The sequence below is a fragment of the Bradyrhizobium sp. BR2003 genome (genome assembly GCF_009720285.1).
GTDB classification, from domain to species: Bacteria; Pseudomonadota; Alphaproteobacteria; order Rhizobiales; family Xanthobacteraceae; genus Bradyrhizobium; species Bradyrhizobium elkanii.
The window spans coordinates 71,904-91,788 of sequence record NZ_SMYJ01000008.1 but is presented as its reverse complement, the minus strand read 5'-3'; the positions used below and the strand labels follow the sequence as shown (position 1 = coordinate 91,788).

The 19,885-nt window shown below is 65.4% G+C and carries 29 protein-coding genes and 1 tRNA gene; 9 read left to right on the top strand and 21 right to left on the bottom strand.

From position 1 onward, the window contains the following. Window positions 1-83: 83 nt before the first annotated feature. Both E2I15_RS02840 and E2I15_RS02835 read right to left on the bottom strand, forming a co-directional pair. Window positions 84-557 carry a hypothetical protein gene (locus E2I15_RS02840; protein ID WP_137479882.1) on the bottom strand — a complete coding sequence of 158 codons (474 nt, stop codon included), beginning with the start codon at window positions 555-557 and terminating at the stop codon, window positions 84-86. Window positions 558-730: 173 nt separating this feature from the next. After that, the gene (locus E2I15_RS02835) at window positions 731-1,462 is read right to left on the bottom strand and encodes a sulfite exporter TauE/SafE family protein (RefSeq protein WP_137479883.1); all 732 of its coding nucleotides are present in this window, start codon (window positions 1,460-1,462) and stop codon (window positions 731-733) included. 197 nt (window positions 1,463-1,659) lie between these two features. Here E2I15_RS02835 and E2I15_RS02830 point away from each other — a divergent pair, with 197 nt between their 5' ends. The 3 genes from E2I15_RS02830 to E2I15_RS02820 all read left to right on the top strand — a co-directional run bounded on the left by E2I15_RS02830 (window position 1,660) and on the right by E2I15_RS02820 (window position 2,657). After that, window positions 1,660-2,100 (top strand): hypothetical protein, encoded by a 441-nt coding sequence (locus E2I15_RS02830; RefSeq protein ID WP_137479884.1) that lies wholly within the window; start codon window positions 1,660-1,662, stop codon window positions 2,098-2,100. 118 nt (window positions 2,101-2,218) lie between these two features. Continuing rightward, window positions 2,219-2,293: transfer RNA gene (locus tag E2I15_RS02825), tRNA-Thr, on the top strand. A 1-nt stretch (window position 2,294) separates the two neighbouring features. Continuing rightward, window positions 2,295-2,657 (top strand): hypothetical protein, encoded by a 363-nt coding sequence (locus E2I15_RS02820; RefSeq protein ID WP_137479885.1) that lies wholly within the window; start codon window positions 2,295-2,297, stop codon window positions 2,655-2,657. 200 nt (window positions 2,658-2,857) lie between these two features. On the opposite strand, the gene E2I15_RS02815 is transcribed toward E2I15_RS02820, so the two are convergent. Beyond that, window positions 2,858-2,995: a hypothetical protein gene (locus E2I15_RS02815; protein WP_155262192.1), complete on the bottom strand. Its 138-nt coding sequence runs from the start codon at window positions 2,993-2,995 to the stop codon at window positions 2,858-2,860. Between the two features lie 435 nt (window positions 2,996-3,430). Between E2I15_RS02815 and E2I15_RS02810 the strand changes: the two genes are divergently transcribed. The 4 genes from E2I15_RS02810 to E2I15_RS02795 all read left to right on the top strand — a co-directional run bounded on the left by E2I15_RS02810 (window position 3,431) and on the right by E2I15_RS02795 (window position 4,893). After that, window positions 3,431-3,619 (top strand): hypothetical protein, encoded by a 189-nt coding sequence (locus E2I15_RS02810; protein WP_137479886.1) that lies wholly within the window; start codon window positions 3,431-3,433, stop codon window positions 3,617-3,619. A gap of 55 nt (window positions 3,620-3,674) precedes the next feature. Continuing rightward, a complete protein-coding gene (locus E2I15_RS02805; RefSeq protein ID WP_137479887.1) occupies window positions 3,675-3,854 on the top strand; it encodes a hypothetical protein in 180 nt (59 codons plus the stop codon). Window positions 3,855-3,990: 136 nt separating this feature from the next. After that, window positions 3,991-4,209, top strand: a complete 219-nt coding sequence (locus E2I15_RS02800; RefSeq protein ID WP_137479888.1) for a hypothetical protein — start codon at window positions 3,991-3,993, stop codon at window positions 4,207-4,209. Between the two features lie 141 nt (window positions 4,210-4,350). Then, entirely contained in the window at window positions 4,351-4,893 is a 543-nt protein-coding gene (locus tag E2I15_RS02795) for a hypothetical protein (protein ID WP_137479889.1), read from the top strand. Window positions 4,894-4,933: 40 nt separating this feature from the next. Here the strand turns inward: E2I15_RS02795 and E2I15_RS02790 are convergent, their stop codons facing one another. From E2I15_RS02790 to E2I15_RS02780, 3 genes are all read right to left on the bottom strand, one after another. Next, complete coding sequence (locus E2I15_RS02790) at window positions 4,934-6,094, bottom strand: DUF2652 domain-containing protein (protein WP_137479890.1); 1,161 nt, start codon at window positions 6,092-6,094, stop codon at window positions 4,934-4,936. A 113-nt stretch (window positions 6,095-6,207) separates the two neighbouring features. Beyond that, complete coding sequence (locus E2I15_RS02785) at window positions 6,208-7,056, bottom strand: alpha/beta fold hydrolase (RefSeq protein WP_137479891.1); 849 nt, start codon at window positions 7,054-7,056, stop codon at window positions 6,208-6,210. Beyond that, window positions 7,053-7,421 carry a hypothetical protein gene (locus E2I15_RS02780; protein ID WP_246668171.1) on the bottom strand — a complete coding sequence of 123 codons (369 nt, stop codon included), beginning with the start codon at window positions 7,419-7,421 and terminating at the stop codon, window positions 7,053-7,055. Before E2I15_RS02780 ends, E2I15_RS02785 begins: the two co-directional genes overlap by 4 nt. Before the next feature lie 495 nt (window positions 7,422-7,916). On the opposite strand from E2I15_RS02780, the gene E2I15_RS02775 reads away from it, so the two are divergent. Next, window positions 7,917-8,168: a hypothetical protein gene (locus E2I15_RS02775; RefSeq protein ID WP_137479893.1), complete on the top strand. Its 252-nt coding sequence runs from the start codon at window positions 7,917-7,919 to the stop codon at window positions 8,166-8,168. A 69-nt stretch (window positions 8,169-8,237) separates the two neighbouring features. On the opposite strand, the gene E2I15_RS02770 is transcribed toward E2I15_RS02775, so the two are convergent. The 4 genes from E2I15_RS02770 to E2I15_RS02755 all read right to left on the bottom strand — a co-directional run bounded on the left by E2I15_RS02770 (window position 8,238) and on the right by E2I15_RS02755 (window position 10,625). Then, complete coding sequence (locus E2I15_RS02770; protein WP_026192929.1) at window positions 8,238-8,477, bottom strand: DUF6719 family protein; 240 nt, start codon at window positions 8,475-8,477, stop codon at window positions 8,238-8,240. 183 nt (window positions 8,478-8,660) lie between these two features. Then, window positions 8,661-9,377: an outer membrane protein gene (locus E2I15_RS02765; protein WP_137479894.1), complete on the bottom strand. Its 717-nt coding sequence runs from the start codon at window positions 9,375-9,377 to the stop codon at window positions 8,661-8,663. 276 nt (window positions 9,378-9,653) lie between these two features. Beyond that, complete coding sequence (locus E2I15_RS02760; protein ID WP_137479895.1) at window positions 9,654-10,094, bottom strand: hypothetical protein; 441 nt, start codon at window positions 10,092-10,094, stop codon at window positions 9,654-9,656. A 210-nt stretch (window positions 10,095-10,304) separates the two neighbouring features. Then, on the bottom strand, window positions 10,305-10,625 hold the full coding sequence (locus tag E2I15_RS02755; RefSeq protein ID WP_170991598.1) for a His-rich protein BRANT: 321 nt from the start codon (window positions 10,623-10,625) through the stop codon (window positions 10,305-10,307). Window positions 10,626-10,909: 284 nt separating this feature from the next. On the opposite strand from E2I15_RS02755, the gene E2I15_RS02750 reads away from it, so the two are divergent. Further along, complete coding sequence (locus E2I15_RS02750) at window positions 10,910-11,458, top strand: tetratricopeptide repeat protein (protein WP_016842359.1); 549 nt, start codon at window positions 10,910-10,912, stop codon at window positions 11,456-11,458. 121 nt (window positions 11,459-11,579) lie between these two features. On the opposite strand, the gene E2I15_RS02745 is transcribed toward E2I15_RS02750, so the two are convergent. The 11 genes from E2I15_RS02745 to E2I15_RS02700 all read right to left on the bottom strand — a co-directional run bounded on the left by E2I15_RS02745 (window position 11,580) and on the right by E2I15_RS02700 (window position 19,803). Beyond that, the gene (locus E2I15_RS02745) at window positions 11,580-12,296 is read right to left on the bottom strand and encodes an NAD(P)-dependent oxidoreductase (protein WP_246668172.1); all 717 of its coding nucleotides are present in this window, start codon (window positions 12,294-12,296) and stop codon (window positions 11,580-11,582) included. Further along, on the bottom strand, window positions 12,296-12,490 hold the full coding sequence (locus E2I15_RS39105; RefSeq protein WP_246668173.1) for a hypothetical protein: 195 nt from the start codon (window positions 12,488-12,490) through the stop codon (window positions 12,296-12,298). Before E2I15_RS39105 ends, E2I15_RS02745 begins: the two co-directional genes overlap by 1 nt. Before the next feature lie 154 nt (window positions 12,491-12,644). Next, window positions 12,645-13,868, bottom strand: a complete 1,224-nt coding sequence (locus E2I15_RS02740; protein ID WP_246668174.1) for an MFS transporter — start codon at window positions 13,866-13,868, stop codon at window positions 12,645-12,647. Between the two features lie 119 nt (window positions 13,869-13,987). Then, a complete protein-coding gene (locus E2I15_RS02735) occupies window positions 13,988-14,266 on the bottom strand; it encodes a hypothetical protein (RefSeq protein ID WP_137479897.1) in 279 nt (92 codons plus the stop codon). Between the two features lie 145 nt (window positions 14,267-14,411). After that, a complete protein-coding gene (locus E2I15_RS02730) occupies window positions 14,412-15,161 on the bottom strand; it encodes a cation efflux transmembrane domain-containing protein (RefSeq protein WP_137479898.1) in 750 nt (249 codons plus the stop codon). 149 nt (window positions 15,162-15,310) lie between these two features. Further along, a complete protein-coding gene (locus E2I15_RS02725; protein ID WP_137479899.1) occupies window positions 15,311-15,625 on the bottom strand; it encodes a copper-binding protein in 315 nt (104 codons plus the stop codon). 29 nt (window positions 15,626-15,654) lie between these two features. Next, window positions 15,655-16,128, bottom strand: a complete 474-nt coding sequence (locus E2I15_RS02720) for a cupredoxin domain-containing protein (RefSeq protein ID WP_137479900.1) — start codon at window positions 16,126-16,128, stop codon at window positions 15,655-15,657. Window positions 16,129-16,167: 39 nt separating this feature from the next. Then, window positions 16,168-17,523, bottom strand: a complete 1,356-nt coding sequence (locus tag E2I15_RS02715; RefSeq protein ID WP_137479901.1) for a multicopper oxidase family protein — start codon at window positions 17,521-17,523, stop codon at window positions 16,168-16,170. A gap of 12 nt (window positions 17,524-17,535) precedes the next feature. Next, complete coding sequence (locus E2I15_RS02710) at window positions 17,536-18,960, bottom strand: TolC family protein (RefSeq protein WP_137479902.1); 1,425 nt, start codon at window positions 18,958-18,960, stop codon at window positions 17,536-17,538. A 9-nt stretch (window positions 18,961-18,969) separates the two neighbouring features. Then, complete coding sequence (locus tag E2I15_RS02705; RefSeq protein WP_137479903.1) at window positions 18,970-19,287, bottom strand: hypothetical protein; 318 nt, start codon at window positions 19,285-19,287, stop codon at window positions 18,970-18,972. Window positions 19,288-19,362: 75 nt separating this feature from the next. After that, a complete protein-coding gene (locus E2I15_RS02700) occupies window positions 19,363-19,803 on the bottom strand; it encodes a hypothetical protein (protein WP_349629359.1) in 441 nt (146 codons plus the stop codon). Window positions 19,804-19,885: the final 82 nt, after the last annotated feature.

Here is a 19,885-nt window from a genome sequence, read left to right as displayed (position 1 = left end):
TAGGTCTCTCTGTTCGTCGCGTAGCTCTTGATGGCTGTTCAGGACCCCCGTTTCGCGGAGCTCTTGATTTCGGGCAGCTGATTTCAGAATCCTCTAGGTCGCGGTGGCCGCGGGAACGGGCCCGGCAGCGGCCGCGGCCCGTTGAACTCCGGAGCGTAGATCACCGGCGGCGGATCGACCGGCACGTTGGACTGTGCCGGCAGCGGAGCCGATTCCGCGCCCCACGATTGATGATAGCTCTCGGCCGGCTTGGGCAGGCGGCGGTTGGCCGGCGGCTCGATCTCGAGGCGTCCGTAACCCGGCATGCGGCCGAGGCTCGGATAATAGTGGCCGACATTCGGCTGGGGATCGATCGGGCGGCCGCCATAGACGGTCGGCACCATCGACTCGTTGCGGGCGAGCCCCATCGCGCTTTCGACCACGGCGTAGGAGGCGTCGACGCCGTTAATGATGATCGGCACGCCGGGCCGCACCGGCACGACAATGTCGAAGCCGCCGCCGGCCAGCGCCGTCGAGGTCATCGCAGCCAATATCGCCAGCGCAAGACTTGCGCGCATGTTTACCCAGCGTCCCGAATTGTTCCACCCGCAACCTAATCCAACGGCTTGGCGGAAGGGTTAAGGACGCCGGCCAAACTGCCGGTAAGCCTAACGCGTAAGCATCGGCATCCGGCCAATGCGGCCAAGCACGATCAGAAATCGTTAACGGCCGACCGGGCGACGGCCGGGCGTCAGGTGAAGGCGTTCTCGACGATCGAGTGGACGCCGATCGCAATCGTGACCGCGCCGACCGCCACTTGCAGGCCGCGATTGGCCCAGGTCAGCCAGCGCGCCGAGGCTGCGAGCGGTACCGCGATCATGCTGGACAGCACGCCCATGCCGATCATCGAGCCGATGCCGAACAGCGCGACATAGCCGAGCCCGATCACTGGACTTGGGGCCTGCGACACCGTCAGCACCAGCAGCGCCGCCGAGCCGGCCATGCCGTGCATCAGGCCGACCAGGAGCGTGCGCCAGCGGAAGCCGTGCGCATGGCTGTGCGCGGCGCGGACGTGCGGCACGGTGGACGCAAGCGCCACGGTGGACGTAACCGCCACGGCTTCACCGGCATGGCTGTGGGCGTGGAAATGCGTGGTGCCGTCGCCATGCGAATGGGTGTGGAAGTGCACGCGGTCGCGCCACAGTCGCCACCACACGTGCGCGCCGAGGCCGACCAGCATGATGCCGACCGCGGTCTCGATCGGCTGTGCGACCGTTTCCGGGATCGCGCGCCCGAGCAGAATCGCGGCGCCGGCAAAGATGAACAAAGTGAGCGTGTGGCCAAGCCCCCAGGTCAGCCCGTGCTTGACGATGTCACCGACATGGGTGCGGCGGGCCGCGATGCTCGATACCGCCGCGATATGATCCGGCTCCAGCGCATGCTGCATGCCGAGCAGAAAGCCAAGACTCAAGATTCCGAACATCAATCCCCCGCGTCGGCACCCACATCAGTTCGCTCACCGCTGTACACGCAATTCTCGTCGATGGCAGCATGCTCCGGAACGCATCATGCGCACGGGCCCGCGGAACTTCACACTGGTTTGAACGCAGGGCAAGGCCGCGGCGGAACGAGCGCTGCACGGCGAAATTAGCCGTCCACCACGACGAGAGGAGGCCTTGCATGACACATATCAGAATCCTCGGCGCAGCAGCCCTGCTCGCCACGGCACTGGCGAGCCCGGCGATGGCGCAACAGACGATCGGCACCGCCGTGCGCTGCTCGAATGCCTGGCCGGACGCCCGATGCCAGACGATGGCACCGGCCGCCACCCGCACCGCCTATCACCAGCGCATCGATCGGCGGGACCGCGACTGGCAGAGCAGCTACAACCGCTACGACCCCGGCCCGTTCGCGCCTGTCGACGCCGCGGCCCGCGTGGCCGGTGGCGTCGTCGGCGGCGCGGTCGGCACGGCGGCTGCGGTCGCCACGGCCCCGTTTGGCGGCCCCGACTATGACCGCAAACCGATCGGCGGCGCCGAATATGCCCGGCAGAACGGCTTTGTCTGCACCCCCGGCACCTGGTTCCGTGGCAGCGACGGCCGCCAGCATCCCTGCCAGTAGCTCAGCTGACAGGCCGGGCACGCTCCGGCGTTCGGGCTCGTGGCCTTGGGGTTCTGGCCTTGCTTCTGGCTCTGGCGCGCCAAGTCTGCTATGCGAGCGCGCAAATCATTCGCAATTCGCCGGCTTAGCTCAGCGGTAGAGCAGCAGTTTTGTAAACTGAAGGTCGGGGGTTCAATCCCCTCAGCCGGCACCAATTGGCTTTGATTTCCGGCATCCTGGCCGCCGCGATACTGCTTCAGTCTGCCGAGATGGATCGCCGACCACAGCAGCCACGCCAGCTCGCAGGCGAATACGGCAGTTCCGAGCATGGGGAATCGTGCTTCGATGCTGCAGAGCTGTCCGGAGCATGCTTCTTCGATGCCGAAGCCGAAGCAGTCCGCTGCTGCAAATCTCTGGATGATCCCGTGAACGCCGAACGTCCTGCTGCGGATGTTGTCTTCAAACCGAAGTGCCTGGGCATCGCGTCCTCCATCCAGATCCACGTGGTTCACGCCGTGCGTCGCCCCCAGGTCCAATCCGAACACGTCGTTGCGATTCAATCAAAGCGCTTCGCTTGATTGCCCACAAGTACAGAGAGAACCGTATTATTCCGGTTGTCGGGAGCACCATCACGTCATCAATCGCGCATTTTCTCGGGACCTTCCGAGCGGACGTCGAGCGCGGCGGCTTCGTCGCCTCGCTGTGGATTCGGCGTACCCGACGCTGAGCCGTCACAGGAAACAATTACGTTCAGGCGATCCGCCTCACCGCGGCCATTTCATGGTTCCCGATTGCCGAGAAAGAGAGCGTGAATGTGGAGATCAGCTTTGGCGATCATGGTCATCGCCTGCATGATGTCGCGTGTCGCATCGGCGCAGGACATCATCTTGCCGGACCCCCAGAAGATCGATTCCATGACGAGGAATTGTGTCTACAACAGTGCGTTTTATTCGCAGGGAGCGATCGTCTGCCTCGGCGGAGGTCGCGGCCTCCAGTGCAGCAGCGGGAGTTGGGTCGCTGCTCAGGACCCCGCTGCCTGCAAGGACCAAACCCCCACACCATCCCCGCGGTAAAAGGGAAATTCCGGCGAAGTCATTTTGCGAACCACTTTTGCGGCGCTTTTGCTGAGCAATTCGTCGGCCTCGTTCGCCTACCGGCTCAACGTACCAGTCCGTTCGGCTGCTCGGCCGCGCGCGGCGCATCCTCCTACTACGGGTGCCCGGCTTGCTGGGCGGTTCCGCGCCCTGGCAGGAATCGTGGGATCCTTCCCGTAGGATCACCCATCCCTCGCCTTGCTTCTGTTCTTGCGGCCCCAAACGGGGTATGCAGAATGCGGGGTGGGACTCAGCCAATGACCTATTTGATCCTTGCCCGAGATGGCACCAGCCAAATCGTGCTGAAGCGCGACAGCGAAGACGCGGCCGAGAAGAAGGCACGCGAGCTGAAGGAGATGGGCTGGTTCGAAGTCGAGGTCCGCGAGGACAAGACGGGCCCCGCCGCGTCGGCTCCGCCGGCGGATCTCCCACCGACGCTGCAATGACGCCTTGATGAACCTTTGCGGGGTGGCCCTTACAGATATGTGAGGAGCCGCCACCATGTCCGACACAGCACATTACCGCTTCCAATCCGATCAGGCGCGACGGCTGGCCCGGCAGGTGACCGACGCCGCGGTGCGCGAGAAGCTGCTCGAAATGGCCGAGGAATATGGTCGCTACGCCGACCTGATCGAGGCGCGCAGCACCGAGCAGGTACCGGCCGCGGTAGCGGCCCATTAGGCCGAACCCCGCCCGTTCCTGCCGGCACACCGGTTCGCGCTCTCCTGATGCTCGTTCTTAAGACGAGACGAAATCCGCGCGAAAACGTCTGAGGATTTGTTCGGAACGTTATGCCCTCTCACGCGATTTTCCTCGCATGAGGGTTCGCGAATCCGACCGCAATTTGCTGCTTCTGGGCACGTTCACGCTGCTCAGCGTGGCCGTGGCCGGCCTCGTCGCCCTGCTCGATCCGACACCCGCGCCGGCGAACCCCGCGCCCCGGCCGGCCACGAATCAAGCATCGGCGGGCGGTCAGCCTCCGGTCCGGATCGTCGGTACCCCGTTCGTCCCGAACACCAATCCCCGTCAGCGCTGACCCGTCCACCATCCACCACACGCGGCCTGTCACAATTATGTCACCGCGCCTACCAAACAGGCGTCTTCGTCAACCATCATGATGGCGAGCGCTTGATTCCGCACGGTTGCTTTGCTGGAATCCGCGCGCTCAAGGTGCGCCATGAAGTGGATGAAAGAACGCGATCTCCTGATCGCGCAGACAATGGCTTTCGTACAGTCGGTGAAGGGCAAGCTGCCCGACGCCGAGCCGCCGGTGCCTGCCCCGCAGACGGCGGTGCCGCCTGCCGCAAAGCCGACCGCCGCGCCACCCGCAGCAGCACCACCTGCACCCGCCGCCACGTTGCCGACCGCCGCTGAGCAGGCCTTGGCCGAGGCGATCGCCACGTTCAGCGTCAAGCCTGCGGCCGAGGTGCGGGCTGCGGTCGTGCCGCCTCCGTTTCCGGTGCCGACCGTGATCGAGGGCCTGCCCCCCGCTCCGTCGCCTTTGGCGGTGACGGTCGTCGAAGTCCCGGCTCAACCGGCGCAGCTGCCGCACTTTGCCAGGCTCGACATCAGCGGCGACTTCGGATCCGAGGTGCGGGAGCGGGTTGCCAATTTCCGCGCCCAGCAGCAGCGCTTCCTGAAGGAGCGCGAGGAATACTGCACCACGACCATGGCCAAGGTCCGCGCCGCGATCAACGAGCTGCCGCGCTCGGGCAAATAGACGGCCCCGTTTCGCCGGATCGGTCCGGGTCCGTTGGGCTTCAGCCGCGCTCGCCCGATTTCACCGGTTCGGTCAGAAAGCGTCCGCCCGATCGCGTCAGCGTCGGCTCTTCCACTGCGTCGAGGGCAGGCTGCTTCCCCTCCAGCATGGATCGCAAACCGGCGATCGCCTTGGTCATGCGTTCGGCGTATTTGGCTGCGGCGCCATCGACAAACTCTCGATCCTTTGGCTTGGGCTTGGCGACCCGCAGCTCCAGATGCGTCATTCCGTCTGGACCGTCCAGAACGGCGCGAGTCATCACGATCCGCGGCGCGCCGGGAATTGGAAGCGTGATGCCCACCGTAAAATAATCGGTCGGGCGCCAATCGAGCATCTCCTCAACGACGGTATGGTTGCCGTGCATACAGTGGTTCTTGGTGCCGAGACCGCGTCGTCCCTTGCCCGAATCCTCGACGATGGCGTCGGCGTCCCACCACTTCTGCCATTGCCCGGGCACGGTGAAAAACTCCCACACCGTCTGCCGCGGCGCCGCGATGTCGAATTCCAGCATGGCGTAGGCATCGTCACGCGTCACCTGCATCCGAGTTTGCGCGTCTTCCTGCCGCCACGCCGCTTCGAGATCGCGCGCCCACAGCGTCACGTCGCCGATGACGTCGATGGTTTCGTGATGCGCGATGAGTCCTTGCGCGACCGGATCGACGCCCATCGCGCGGATGGCCGCGTCGCTGTAGAGCGCGTACGCGCGCCCGCCGATCTTCTCACCAATCGTGTTCTTGAGCAGCCGGTGGACCAGAATGACGTCACGCCCGGCGAGCTCCTCTCTGCCGCCCATCTTCTGCTTCACCATCTCGCCATGATGAATAACGAACTTGAAATCGAGATCGCCCATCGCGACGCAGGCCTGACACTCGCAAGTCGAGGCTTGGCGCACACTGCGCAGGCGCCGGCGGAATTTGAAATAGGCGCCCTCGATCGCGTCCTGCAGCAGCGAACCGTCGATTGTCTCGGCGATGGTGTAGACGAACGCGGCGTCGCCTTCGAACTTGGCGAGGCGGAATGGCGGGCGCAGCGCTTTCACCACCGTATCCATGAAATCGGCGATGATGTCCTGCGCATGGTCGAGTTCGACCGCCGCGAGGAAGTTGGTATAGCCGGAGATGTCGGCAATCGCGAAATAGGCCGCTTCAGCCTTCGGAAGCATGGGGACCTCCTGCGCAACCGGTTCGTGCGGATCAACAGTTTGTCATACCGCACGGCCCGCAGTCGAGGATCAAAGCAACCGCCCTGCGCTCGCAAGCTCGAAAGCATCTGCCTCTAGCGGCCGCCGATCCTCTCCAGCACGGGCAGCAGGTGCTTTAGAAACTCGCCCGGATTCTCGCTCATCGGGAAATGGCCGAGGCCCTTCATGATGGTGACCTCGGCTCCGGCGATGCTGGTCGCCACCGCCAGCGTCTCTTCCGGGGTGCAGGAATAATCGTACTCGCCCGACAGCAGGAACAGCGGGCAACGTCTCGTGTCGATCTCGGCGACGCGGGCGCGAATGTCGCCGTCGACCTTGTAGAAATAGAGGTCGCCCTTGAACACGCCGGGCCCGCCCTGCATGTAGTGCCACAGCGTCTCCCATCGCTCCTTGTCGGGCGCGTCGGGGCCGACGAGGCCCGAAACGATGGCGGCGGCGACCTCGCCGCCATGCACGTCCGGCCGGTGCAGGAAATTCAGGTCGTAATAGGGATCGACATGCGCGCCGGCCTGCAGGCCGATGATGGCGCGGAAACGTTCGGGATGCTCGAGCGCGAGATGCAGCGCGATCCGGCCGCCGATCGAGCAGCCGATCACGATCGGCCTGTCGAGGTCGAGCGCGTCCATCACAGCGAGGATCATGGTCGTGTATTGCGCGGAGGTGAGCTGGTACTCCTCGTCGTGCCAGCCCTGCGGCGGCGACGACTTGCCGTGCCAGGGCATGTCGAAGGCGATGACGCGGTGGTTGCGCGTGACCCGCGCATCGTTCATCAGGCCGCGATATTGCCGCCCGTCCGCGCCCGCGGTGTGCAGGCAGAGCAGCGGCGTGCCCTCGCCCGCCTCCTCGACATAGACGCGGTGGGCCCGGCCGAACAGCTCCAGATGCATGTAACGGCCGACGATCGGTTCGAACCTGGCGCTCATGCGGCCACTCCCTCGCGGCGCAGCTTGCCCAGCGCCTCCTTGAAGTAGCGCAGGTTCGCCATGAAGATCTGCAGCTCGCCCTCGGCCTTCAGCACACGGCGCTTGATCAGCGCCATCAAGTCGTTCGAGCCCGGCGGCGGCCGCTTTTCGCAGAACCGCTCCCACTCCTCCTCCGAGGTGCGTAGCGCGAACGACGACGACGGCATCACGAACGGGCCCTTCGTGACCGCGACGATCCGGCCCTCATGGATCGCGATCAGCCAGGCGGCGGCGCCGATCTCGAGCAGGAATGTCGTGGTGAGGTAGCGGCCGCGCCGCACCAGGCCAGCGTCGCCGTTGACCTGTTCCTTCAGCGTTTCGATCATATCGGCTCCCCTGATCGCGGCCCGTCCGCGCAGGGCGCAGCGGGCGCTTGTTCTGCCGGCAATGATGGGAGGAATGCAGGTGCCGTCAATCGCCAGGGGCGCCGCGCGGCTCCGGCGTTTTCGCGTGGCCGCCACATCCAGATTTTGGCGAGAGCCGGGAGATTCTAAAGCCAGGACCAGACCAGCGCCACGTTCGCGGCGCAGGCCGCGAGCAGCGCAACCGCAAGGGTGAGTTGCATGCGTTCGTAAGGGGACTGGTGGATCGCTCTCATGGACCGGAGCATCCGGCGATTCTACCCGGAGAGTCCCGGGGATTCTTTTTTCGGGGGTTTACCACCCGTTAAGGACTCAGGGCCCCTCCGCGAAAGGGCCGAAATGACTCATATTTTCAGATGCTTGCCGCGGATACTCGCTCACGGTTCCGTGACCGGAACGGCGATATTGCCTGAAACCCAGAACGGCTGCTGGCGTTGTCGGTTGTTTGGGGAACGACGAATGCCGTACGCGCTGTTTTATCAGGACGCCAAGCTGAGCAAGGCCTACCCGACCGAGGCGGATGTCTGGACGCTGGCCAGGAAATCGGGCTTGGTGGTGGATACCGTCTCCGAGGAGGAGAAGTCCGCGCCCCGCCCGGTGCTGGATAACGACTACGAAATCCGGCCGTGTCAGCTCGACCCGAACGAGGATCCGGCCAAGAACAAGGCCGATGCCGATCGCGAAGCGCGGCTGGAGCCGCGGTTGAACTAGCGAGAGTCAGTCGGTTGTGCCGGCGCGCAGCGGCGGACCGGGGATGCAATGGGTGCGGTCGCCCCGCGCCTACGGCGTTGCCGTCGCCAGCGAGGCCTGTTCGGCGGCGAGCGAAACGCAAATCTTCCGCCGATGCAGACCCCGGATCGCGCCGGTCACCTTGAGCACCTTGCCAGCCGAGCAGGACGCGTCCTGCACGAACACGACCTCGTAAGGCGCGAGCGCCAGGGGTTCGGATTTGAGGATAGTCTGGGCAAGGCACGGCACGGAGACCGCAGAGAGGATCAGCCCTAACGCAAAACTACGCATGTTCGTTTGTCCACCAGCCCGGCGATCGCATAATAGCGCAACACGATGAAAGTTCCGTGCAATGCAGGAATTATTTTTTGCATTGCACGATCAGGCGTGAACATCAGCTGAATGGGACAGCGTCCGACAAACAAAAAGGCCGACCCAAAGGCCGGCCTTTTCATTGATGCGATGAAGCCGCGATCAATAGCGGGAGCCGACCGGGCCGCCCCAACCGAAGCGGTAGTTGACCCCGAGCTTGACGGTATGTTCGTCGTTCCGGAAGCTCGTGCCGACGAGGTCGGCCGGGCCGCTGGTGAAGTTGGTCTTGCCGAAATTGTAGTACTGGTATTCGGCCTTCGCCGACCAGTTCGGCGCGAACATGTATTCGAGGCCTGCGCCGACCGTATAGCCGTCCTTGTGACCGCCATCGGTGGTGAAGGACGCCGGCACGCCGCCGACCGACGCGGTGATGTTGTTGTTGTCGCGCCAGGCATAACCGCCCTTGGCGTAGAGCAGCGCCGGACCCCAGGTGTAGCCGAGGCGGCCGGTCACCGAACCGAGCTGGTCGGTGTTGCCGGTCACCAGCGTTCCGCCCGGGAGCAGCACGCCATTGTTCGAAGAGCTGGGCAGCCAGGAATACTGCGCCTCGACGCCCATCACCCAGTTCGGGGCGAACTGATAGTCGAAGCCGCCCTGCACGCCACCCATGAAGCGCGCGTCGCTGCCCATCAGGTTGTTGCCGTCGGTGAACGCGCCGCCGACATGGCCGCCGAAATAGAAACCGGTCCAGTTGTAGACGACTGCGGGGGCGGTATAGGGCGGCGGTGCCTTGGTATAGGTGCGGGCCGGCATATCAGCCGCAAACGCCGGGCTCGCGAGAGCGGCCAGCGCGACCGTGCCGAACAAAAACTTCTTCATTTCTGGTCCCCGTTACTAACGCTGCGCTGTTAAGCCAAACAACGTGACCTCAATTAGGTTGCTTTGGGGCAATGCCGGACCCGTGATGTTTCCGAGCTGTGCCAGGGTCGCAACAACGCCCGTTTGTTCCTTGGCACAGCGAGATTTTTCATCGGTTAAGCAACCGCAACTCGGCTGGATGTAAGTCGCAGAGGGCTAAAGTGAAGTTCAACCCTCCCCGAAAAGTGATCGGATTTCGCTAACGGTTCGATCAGGCTTGCGACAAGCCGCCGCGCTTCACCGCGACATCTTTTCCAGTTCCGGAAATGCCGCGTAGGACGCGCCGGCGCAGGGCTCGGCGGGGTTGTCGAGGATGCGGTCGAGCCGGCCGTCGACAAACAGGACGCCGCGCTCCCGGGCCGGGCGGTAATTGCCGTCGGTATCCTTTGCGCTGTAGCGCAGGCACACGACGTAGCGCAGCCGGCCGCCGACCGTGCGCTGCGCCGGCTCGGCGATAGCAGCCTCGCGAACCCCGACCGGATTGTTCAGGTAGGTCCGCATGAACGCGAGGATCTGGTCGCGGTACCGGTCCGGGAACGGCTGGTTGGCGACGCCCCGATCGTCGGTGAAGGTGGTCGGCCCGCTGCCGTCATCGCTGGTGAGGCAGCCGGCGAGCGGAAGCGAGAGCAGCAGGATGGCTGCAAGTTTTGCTGAAGTCCGAAAGCGTCGCTGTTTCATGTTGCCCCGGTTGCGTCTCATAGACCGCCAGGCGGCGGAAGGGAATTCGCAACTCGGTTATTCCGGACCGGTTCACAACGGAAGCGGACGCACTCCGGCCCGCCGCCATTGGGGAAGCAATGGACGGACGGGCCGGTCTGCATCCAAACGGCGCAGCGGGGCAATGTGGATCGAAACTACGCCCCTCGGATCAGGGTCAGCCGCGCTTGATCAGCCACGTTTGGCTGGCGCGACGTGCTTGATCGCGACCTTCGCACGGACGTGCTTGGTCGCATGCTTCGGCGACTTCACATTCAGCATGCCCATGTGCTTGTGGTGGCGGTGATGACGATAGTGCTTGTGGTGCATCTTGGCGTTGGCGTTGCGCACCTTGGACGGCAGCTGCTCGCTCTTGATGACCGGGGCAGCCTTGGTCGCCGGGGCAGTCGTGGTCGCCGGCGCGGGCGCGGCAGCCTTGCCGGTCTCGGCGGCGAGCGCGGGCGCTGCGATCACGGACATGGCGAGCAGCGCGGCGGAAATCGTCTTCAGCATGATGGTCCTCCTCGTCGGGATCGAGAGGTTACCGGCCGGATGGTCGGCCTCACCGATCAATGCACGTGACCTTAGGGGCCGCGCACTGAACCCGTTCTGAAGGACCCTGACGGACTTCATTCATGTGCATGACATCTCTGTCATGTTCTCCTCTACCGCCGGAAAAGCAGGATCACGCAATCGTGGGATCGGCCGGGAATGTTCTGCACCCCTGGGTGTTCAAGTCATCAGGCTTCGGTGTAGGATTACCGAGCACGATCAGGAACGATCAGGAGCAACCAGGAATGAGCAGGAAGACGAAGTTTTTGGGCCTCGCAGTGCTCTCGATGACGCTCGCCTCCGGGCCGGTCATCTCGGCCTATGCGGCGGGCAGCGACAATCCCTCGCCGCCGGCTTCCGACAGCGGCAGCAGCAAGGGCAAGAAGGCGAAGAAGGACAAGAGCTCCGCGATCGACGATCAGAAGTTCCTGGCCGGCTATCGCGCCGCCTACACCACGATCTACGACAAGCACGACTACACCGCCGCGATCGGGCAGCTGAAGGCGCTCGGCCAGGATGATCGTGCCGACGTCGCCAACCTGATCGGCTACTCCTATCGCAAGCTCGGCGACTACAAGGTCTCGCAGATCTGGTACGAGCGCGCGCTCAAGGCCGATCCCGCCCATGTGCGCACCTGGCAGTATTACGGCCTCTGGCAGGTCGAACAGGGCAACCGCGATCAGGCGCAATACCACTTGAACCGCATCGCCCAGCTCGCCGGCACCAACAGCGACGAATATCGCTCGCTCGCCGCAGCGCTGGAGAAGCCCCCGGGCACCGGCCTGGTTTACTGAGCTAAGGCAACCGCTTTCGAGCCGGCGTGGTCGCGACGACTGCGCCGGCTTTTTGCTGCGCTGTAGGATGGGTAGAGCCAACGGGTCCGCGCAAAGCGCGGCCCCGTTGGCTCTACCCCTCCTACGAGTTGCGAGCGAGATCGGCCATTCTCGCAGCATACGCATCGAGCACATCGTCGGCGCTGTAGGCCTGGCGCGCCGCGAAATCATCGCGCAGGCCGAGCCGCGCCGATGTCCTGAGCCGCGCGGCGGTCGCTTCCGTCATGATCGGTTGCAGGCCGATCTCGCGCAGCCCATCGGCGACGCCATCCATCTCGACGGCGCGGCGCTCGGCGTGCAGCACATCGGTGCGCACGCACATGTCGACGAATTTGCTGTAGCGCGTCGCGTCCATCGGTTCGCAAATGCCGCGCAGCGCTTCGCTGCGCACCCCGGCGAGCGAGGCGGCGGTCAACGCCTCCACGATCAGCGCCTCCATGCCCTTGGTCACCACGCTCCGCAGCATCTTCACCGCGGCGGCGGTGCCGGCCTCTGGACCGGCGAGCTCGATCGTGAGGCCCAACGGCGCAAACAACTCGGCGAAGCGCGCGGCGCCATCGCCGGAGCAGTACAGCGGCACCGCCGCACCGTAAATGCTGACCGCGCCCATCAGATTGGCATCGACGAAGGCACCACCGTTCGCCGTCACCGCATCGCCCACCAGCCGCTTGGCCCTCGGCGTGGAGGCGTTGACGTCGACCACCAGCATTCCGGGCCGGACCAGGCCGGCGATGGCTTGGCCGACCGGCGCGGCGGTCGCAATCACGACGGCGGAGAACACGATGTCGGCGCGCGCCATCAGCGCGACAGGCTGTCCACCAGCTCAACGCCGCGCGCGGACGCGATGCTCCGGAACGCTTCCGAATATGGCGGCCGATTGGTCTTGCCCTCGCAAAACACCAGCGGCGCGGATTCGTGTCGGCCTGCGAGATGCGCCGCGAAGCATTGCGCGGCCTCTCCGAAGCCGACGAAGCCGATACGCCGTTGGGTCATGGAACCTCTCGCGTCATGGCTCGAGCGCACGCGCAGTCGCCGTCGCGACGCGCGTCACTTCACAGCTGATACAAGGCAAGAACCGTGCCTCGCTTCGCGGTGCGATGACGGGCCGCACGGCCGCTCAGCGAAGCAGCCACGGGCCGCAGGATCGTCACGACGTCGCGGCGATCCCGACGACGGGCCGACGGCGGCCGAGGATGGTGAGCATCACCAGCGCACCGATCGAGCAGATGAGCGCCACCTCCAGCACGGCGTTGCTGCCGAACCGCGTCAGCAGGCCGGCCAGGACCGGGGGCGCCACCGCCGAGATCAGGTTGAGCGGCAAGGCGATATGCGACGTCGCCTTGGCGAACGCGCTCTTGTCGTAGAACACCAGCGGAATCGTCGCGCGTGCCACCGCAAGCGCGCCGCTGCCGAGGCCATAGATCAGGATGAAAGCCGCAATCGCCAGATGGCTGCCGTGGCCGACGATCAGGAGCAGCATCGCGACCGGCAGCAGTGTGCCGGCGACGAGCCCCGTGGTGATGCCGTCCCAGCGGCCGCCGCCCAAAAAGTCGATCGCGCGTGCCGACACCTGCACGACGCCGAGCACCGAACCGAACGCGACCGCCTCGGGTACCGACAGCCCCTGCGCCTTCAACAGTTCGACCAGCACCGCGCTGAACCCGAAGCTGACGAAGGCGTTGAGCGCGATCGCCGCAACCACCAGAAAGAACGTGCTTCGGGCCGGCGGCGGCGCGGCCGACCGGTCCGGTGGCAATGCCGTTTCGGCCGCGTTGGCCGCCCGGCGCGGCAGCCCGAAGCTGTAGAGCGGCAGGCAGACAAGAACCATCGCCGCGGCATAGAGCAAGCAGGTGCTGCGCCAGCCGATGACTCCGGTGAGCAACGCGGTTGTCGGCCAGAAGATGCTGCTGGAAAGTCCGGTGACCAGCATCAGAGCGCCGATCGCCCCCTTCGCGTTCCGCCCGGCCACCTCGTTCAGCATGATATAGGCGGCCGTGCTCAGCGCCGCGCTGCCGGCAATACCGAGGACTGCCCAGGCGACGAAATAGAGCGCGGCCTGATGCGCGCGGGCCAGCACGACGAAACCGAGCGCCCCAATCACGCTGCCGATCATCATGACGCGCCGCGCGCCAACCCGCCGGAACGGTTCCGCCAGCAGCGGCCCGCACAGGCCCATCGCCACGTACAGGGTCGACGTGCCGGCAAACACCATCGGGAGCGAGATGTGGAGATCAGCCGCAATCCGGTGACCGGCGATAGCCGGCAGGCCAAGGGTCCCCCAGCCGAATACTTGCGCCACGGCAAGGACAAGAAGCACTCCGGCGGTCCGCCGATCCATTCCCGGGAATTGAGCCCGGTTCTTCCCCGCCATGAACCTGTCCACCTCGTTTCAGCCAAGCGCCTTGGCTAGCCGATGCGGCCTGACGGTATCATGACTGATGCCGGCCGAACCGGCTCGAACGCGGCGAGGTCCCCGGGATTCCGGGCGACTTACGGATAATGCTCGAGGCGACGATCGGGCTTTGGCGGGCGGCTCGCCCCCACCGTGTTGCCCGCAGCGCCGGCATCCGGCTTTGCCGGACGCGCGGCCTTCTCCACCGGCGGCCCGCTGTCGCCGGTCTTCTTGGCGCTGTTCAGCGCCTGGCCGGTGGTGGTCACATTGGCGGCCTGCCCGGCCCCCGCCGAGCCGGCCGAAGGGCCGGAGCTTTGCGCCAACACGGTTCCCGACAGCACCAATGCCGCCATCAGTATTGCCGCGTTGATTGTCATGAGGGAGCCTTCTGCACTCGAATGATGCACAGCAACGCGCCGCCGCCACGGACGTTCCCCCGGAGCCATCATTTAAGGTAAATGCGCGGCAAATTTCTGCCCTGCCGCGGCCCGTCGCAGGAAGCACCGGGCGCTTGTTGCTTTATCAGCCATGCGCCGCCGACGGGCTGCGTAGCGCGGCCTCGCGATATTCGGCCCATGCCTGCCGCAGGATTTGCACCGACGAGCTGAGGAATATGATCGCCATCACGGCGGCGACGGCAAGGTCAGGCCAGGCCGAGACCGATCCCCACACGCCGAGAGCGGCCGCCATCACGATGAGGTTTCCGATCGCGTCGTTGCGCGAGCAGAGCCAGACCGAGCGGACATTGGCGTCGCCGTCCTTGTACGGCAGCAGAAGCAGAACCGAGCCTAGATTGGCCGCGAGTGCCAACGTGCCGATGGCGCCCATCACCTCGGCCTTCGGCACGCCGAGCACGAACGTCTGGTAGACGGTCGAGCCGAACACCCACAGCGCCATCAAGCTCAGCGACACGCCCTTCAACAGCGCAGCGGAGGCGCGCGCACGCAGGCTGGCGCCGATCACCGCAAGGCTCAATCCATAGGTGAGCGTATCGGCAAGGAAGTCGAGCGCATCGGCCTTGAGCGCCTGCGATCCGGCAAGCTGACCCGCGATCATCTCGGTCAGGAACATCGCGCCATTGAGGCCGATGACCGTCCAGAGCACGCGCCTGTAGCGCGGATCGAGACCGTCGAAGACGGGAACGCCGCCTGAGCAGCCGCACGAATCGGCCGCGCGATCGCGGTTCCCCGCCCGCACACGAGCCTTGGCCGGCAGCGTCAGCGGCGGCGGTGCGCAGCATTCGGTCGTCTTCTGCTCGCAGCAATCGTTCATGGCTCGTCCTTCCAGGCGACAGGATAAGGCCGGCCACGTAACGCATTCAAGCCGATCCGTCTGGAACAGCTCTGGCGATCATGCGTCGCGGTCAAGGGCTGCCGGCTGGGTTCAGCCGACAGCCCAACCTGTTGATGCGGGCCGTCGCCTCACTTTGCCTTCTGGATCGCGGTGACGGTGTAGCCGCCGTCGCCCTCCTTGGCCTCGAACCGGACCTTGTCGCCGACCTTGACCTGCTTCAGCAGCGCCGGATCCTTGACCCGGTAGACCATCGTCATCGGCTCGTCCATGCCGAGGCTCCTGGCCGGGCCGTGCTTGAGCGTGATCTTCCCCGCGCCCTCGTCGATCTTCTTGACCTCGCCATCGATATCAGCGCCCTGCGCGAACGCCGCGCCCCACGGCGCACTCCATGTCAACGCCAGCGCAAGCGAGGCGGCGCGCGCAATCAGGATGATCCTGTTCATGGTTGTTGTCCTTTCTTTCGTTGATCGTTTCATTTCACGATGACGCGGCCGGTCATCCCGTAGTCGCGGTGATCCGGGATCAGACAGGAATATTCGAACGTTCCGGCCTTGGTGAATTTCCAGACGATCTCCGCACTCATCTTCGGTGCGAGGCGAACGCCGTTCGGATCGTCATGCTCCATATGCGGATGCTTCTTCATCACTTCGGCATGCTTCAAATTCTCTTCGGTGGTCGCGAGCAGGAATTCGTGATCCTCGGTGCCGGCATTGCGGATCACGAATCGGATCTGCTCGCCGCGCTTGACCTCGATGCGGAACGGCGTGAACTCCATCTCCTTCATCTCGACCTCGACCGTGCGCGAGGGCTTGCTCGGATCGCCGGGCTCGCCGGCCGAATAGGATTCGTGACCATGTTTTTCGTGACCGCGCGACGGCACTGCCGCGACCGACAGCGCAATCAGCGCGATGCCGATGCTGGTAAGTTGCTTCACTGGATTCTCCATTCCGTGTTAGATGCTTGTGGTTGGTGAGTGAGGGATCCGCTACATCTTCATTCCCTTCATCGATGGCTTGGCTTTTCGCCCGGGCGCCGCCGGCGGTTGGCGCGCGGGCTCGGCGGCGGGCGCCTCGACCTCATAGGCAACCGTGCGCGGCGGATATTCGTAGGGACCGGGGTCGGTGTAATCGTCGCGGCCGAGCCCCTCGCGGATCTTCATCACCGTGAACATGCCGCCCATCTCGATCGGCCCGAATTGTCCGGTGCCGGTCATCATCGGCAGCGTGTTGTCGGGCGCGGGCATCTCCATGTTGCCCATCGCCATGCCGGTCGATCCCATCACCATGGCGTCGGGCGCGAGCTTGCCGACCGCCTTCGCCAGATGCTGGCGCGACACGCCGATGAAGTTTCTGACGTCGTGGCCCATCGCGTTCATGGTGTGGTGCGACTTGTGGCAGTGGAACGCCCAGTCGCCCGGATTGTCGGCGAGCATGTCGAACGCCCTGACCGCGCCGACCGGCACGTCGGTCGTGGTTTCCGGATATTGCGCCGACACCGGCACCCAGCCGCCGTCGGTGCAGGTCACCGCGAAATTGTGCCCGTGCACATGGATCGGATGGTTGGTCATGGTCAGGTTGCCGATCCGCACTCGGATCCTGTCGCCGAGCCGGATCGGCATCGGATCGATGCCGGGATAGACGCGGCTGTTCCAGGTCCACATGTTGAAGTCGGTCATCTCGCTGACCTTCGGCAGATAGGTGCCGGGGTCGATGAGGTAGCTGCTCATGATGAAGACGAAGTCGCGGTCGACGGGACGGAACGCCGGATCGCGGGGGTGCACGATGAACATGCCCATCATGCCCATCGCCATCTGCACCATCTCGTCGGAATGCGGGTGGTACATGAAGGTCCCGCTGTGCTTCATCTCGAATTCGTAGACGAAGGTCTTGCCGGGCTTGATGTGCGGCTGGCTGAGCCCGCCGACGCCGTCCATGCCTGACGGCACGATCATGCCGTGCCAGTGCACCGTGGTGTGCTCCGGCAATTTGTTGGTGACGAAGATGCGGACCTTGTCGCCTTCGACCGCCTCGATGGTCGGCCCCGGCGCCTGGCCGTTATAGCCCCAGAGATTGGCCTTCATGCCGTCGGCGAATTCGCGCACCACGGGCTCGGCGACGAGATGGAATTCCTTCCAGTCGCCGTTCAGCCGCCACGGCAGCGACCAGCCGTTGAGCGTGACGACCGGCCGGTAGTCCGGCCCGCTGGTGGGATGCAGCGGCGGCTGCATCACCACCTTGTCCATGGTCGGTGCTTCGGGAATGGCGGCGGCCTGGACGCGGCCGCTCACCGCGCCTGCCGTGACCAGCGCCGCGCTGCCGAGAAATCCTCGTCGTGAAAACATGTGCTGCTCCATTCAATGACCGCCGCTCGCCGCGGGCTGCGCGGCCGAGGCGATGGAAGACGGTGTCGATGCTGCGCCGGCCGAGCCGCCGCCGTTGATCGCGGTCTGCAGCTCGGATTGCGCCAGCAGGAAGTCGCGCTTGGCGTCGATCGCCGCGCGCAGCGAGGCGAGCCGCTGCCGCGCTTCGGTCAGCAGCGCGAACACGTCGACCTGCATGCTGGAGAAGCGCAGCTGCATCTCCTCGGTGATGATCTGCCGCAACGGCAGCACCTCGCGCTGATAATGGCGTGCGATGTCGTAGGTCGAGCGGTAGACGCGGTAGGCGTCGCGCGCCTCGGAGCGGACGTTGACCGCCTTCTCGGTCAGGCGATTCATCGCCTGGCGGTAGGTCTCCGCCGCCTGGCGCAGGCGCACCTCGCCGCCGTCGAAGATCGGAATCTGGAACTGGACGTCGAAGCCGCGCTCCCTGAACGGCGGGGCTTCGGGATCGTGCGTCCGCTTGTCGATGCCGGCGACGTCGAGCAGCGTGACGAAGCGCGTTGCCTCGGTGAGATCGAGCGCCTTGGCGAGCGCGACGATTTCCATCCGTGCAATCTGCAGATCGACGCGCTGACCGACCGCGGCGATCTCGATCGATGGCTGCTGCAGCGGCCACTTCGGCAGCGGCGGCAACCGGTCCGGAAGCCGGAAGCCGAGATCGCCGTCCCACAAGCCGAGCAGGCGCGCCAGCCGCTCGCGCGAACTCGCCGCATTCTGCCGCGCGCTGGCGAGGTCGGCGGTGATCTCGGCGTAGAACACCTGCTCGCGGGCCTGGTCGAGCTTGTTCATGCCGCCGGTCTCGCCGAGCTTCCTGGCGAGTTGCGCGGTCGACTCCGCGGTTGCCTTCGCGTCCGTCAGCAGCGCGACCATCTCATTTGCCGCGACGGCCGCGACATGGCTGCGCCGCACCTCGGCGGCAAGCCGCAGGGTGGCGAGCGCGGCCTTGAGCTGCGCCTGACGGAAGCGCTCGCGCGCGATCTCGGAGCGGGCCGGAAGCGTCGCCAGCGCCAGGATGTCGCCGACCACTTGCCGCTCGACCTCGCTGGCGCCGTTTCCGGTGATGCGGGAGACCGAGAAGGTCGGGTTCGGCGGCAGGCTGTCGGCGACGTAATCGGTCTGCGCCAGCGCCAGCTCGTTATAGGCGGCCTGCAGCCCCTTGTTGTTCAAGAGCGCGACCTGCACGGCGGCATCGGCGGTCAAATTGCGCGCGAGCAGCCGTTTCACCGCGGCGTCGACGCTCGCCGCCCCCTCTCCGCTGCGAACGAAGGCGACGTCCCTGCCGATCGCCTGCTCGGTCACCTCGGAGACGACGCCCATACCGCTGTCGGGCGAGAACGACGCGCATCCCGCGAGCGCGGATGTCAGCAGCAGGATCGGCGCCATGGCCGGATATTGCATGGCGCCCTCCTACCGATCCGACTTCGAACTGGCCGGCGGCGTCACGCCGTCATTGCGCTCGCGCCAGGGCAGCGGCGTCAACGGACGCAGGCTGCTGTAGGGTGCGATCGTCGAGCGGTAGCTGACGCCAGCCGTCCCTGCCGCCGGGTTCGCCGGATCACTTGCGACGGCAAGCGGCCGGCCGTCGGCCATGCAGCCGGCCAGCGGCGCAGATGCGAGGACGGCGGCGGCCATCCGCGGCAGCAATGTGGGTGGCGCGCGCCGGCCAAGCCTGTTGGCAAGCCTGGTGGCCACGGCGGCGAGCCTCGCCCCGAGATGCGAATACATGGATCTGTCCCGATCATCAGATGAGCAACAGGCAGGCGCGCGAGCACGCGGCGCAGCCACGATGTCAGCGAACGATCAGGCGATGGGGGGACGATAGAGGCGCGTAGGCGCCTCGCTCCGCAGGCTCTGATGAGCCTCGCAAAGGCGCGTGCTGATCGGGTGCAAGGGCGTTGCGACGAAGGGAAGATCGGCCGGCAGCGCCGATACGCACATCAACGCGCAGCATGGCCCCGACGAATTCTTGCCGTCGTGGCTGTGCTTCGCGGGTGGTTCGGCGGCATCGGCCGCGTGCTGCATGTGCATGCCGACATGATCGTGGGCGGCAGCTTCGGCATGCGCCATCGGCATCGACGCGTCGTGCACATGCACCGCCACGCGCTGGACCTCATCGGTCAGGCACGGAAACGGCGCGCCGCACGCGAGCGCGAAGGACGGCGCGAGCACGCAGAACAGGTAGGCCAGGATGATGGAACATCCCGCCCGCACCCGCCCCGACCTCGTCAATCGCACCAACACCCGCTTCGCATCTCCCACCACCGGCAAGCTAACCGCAAATCAGCCCGCCGCAAACCGCTATCGTATATACCCCCGCAGGGTA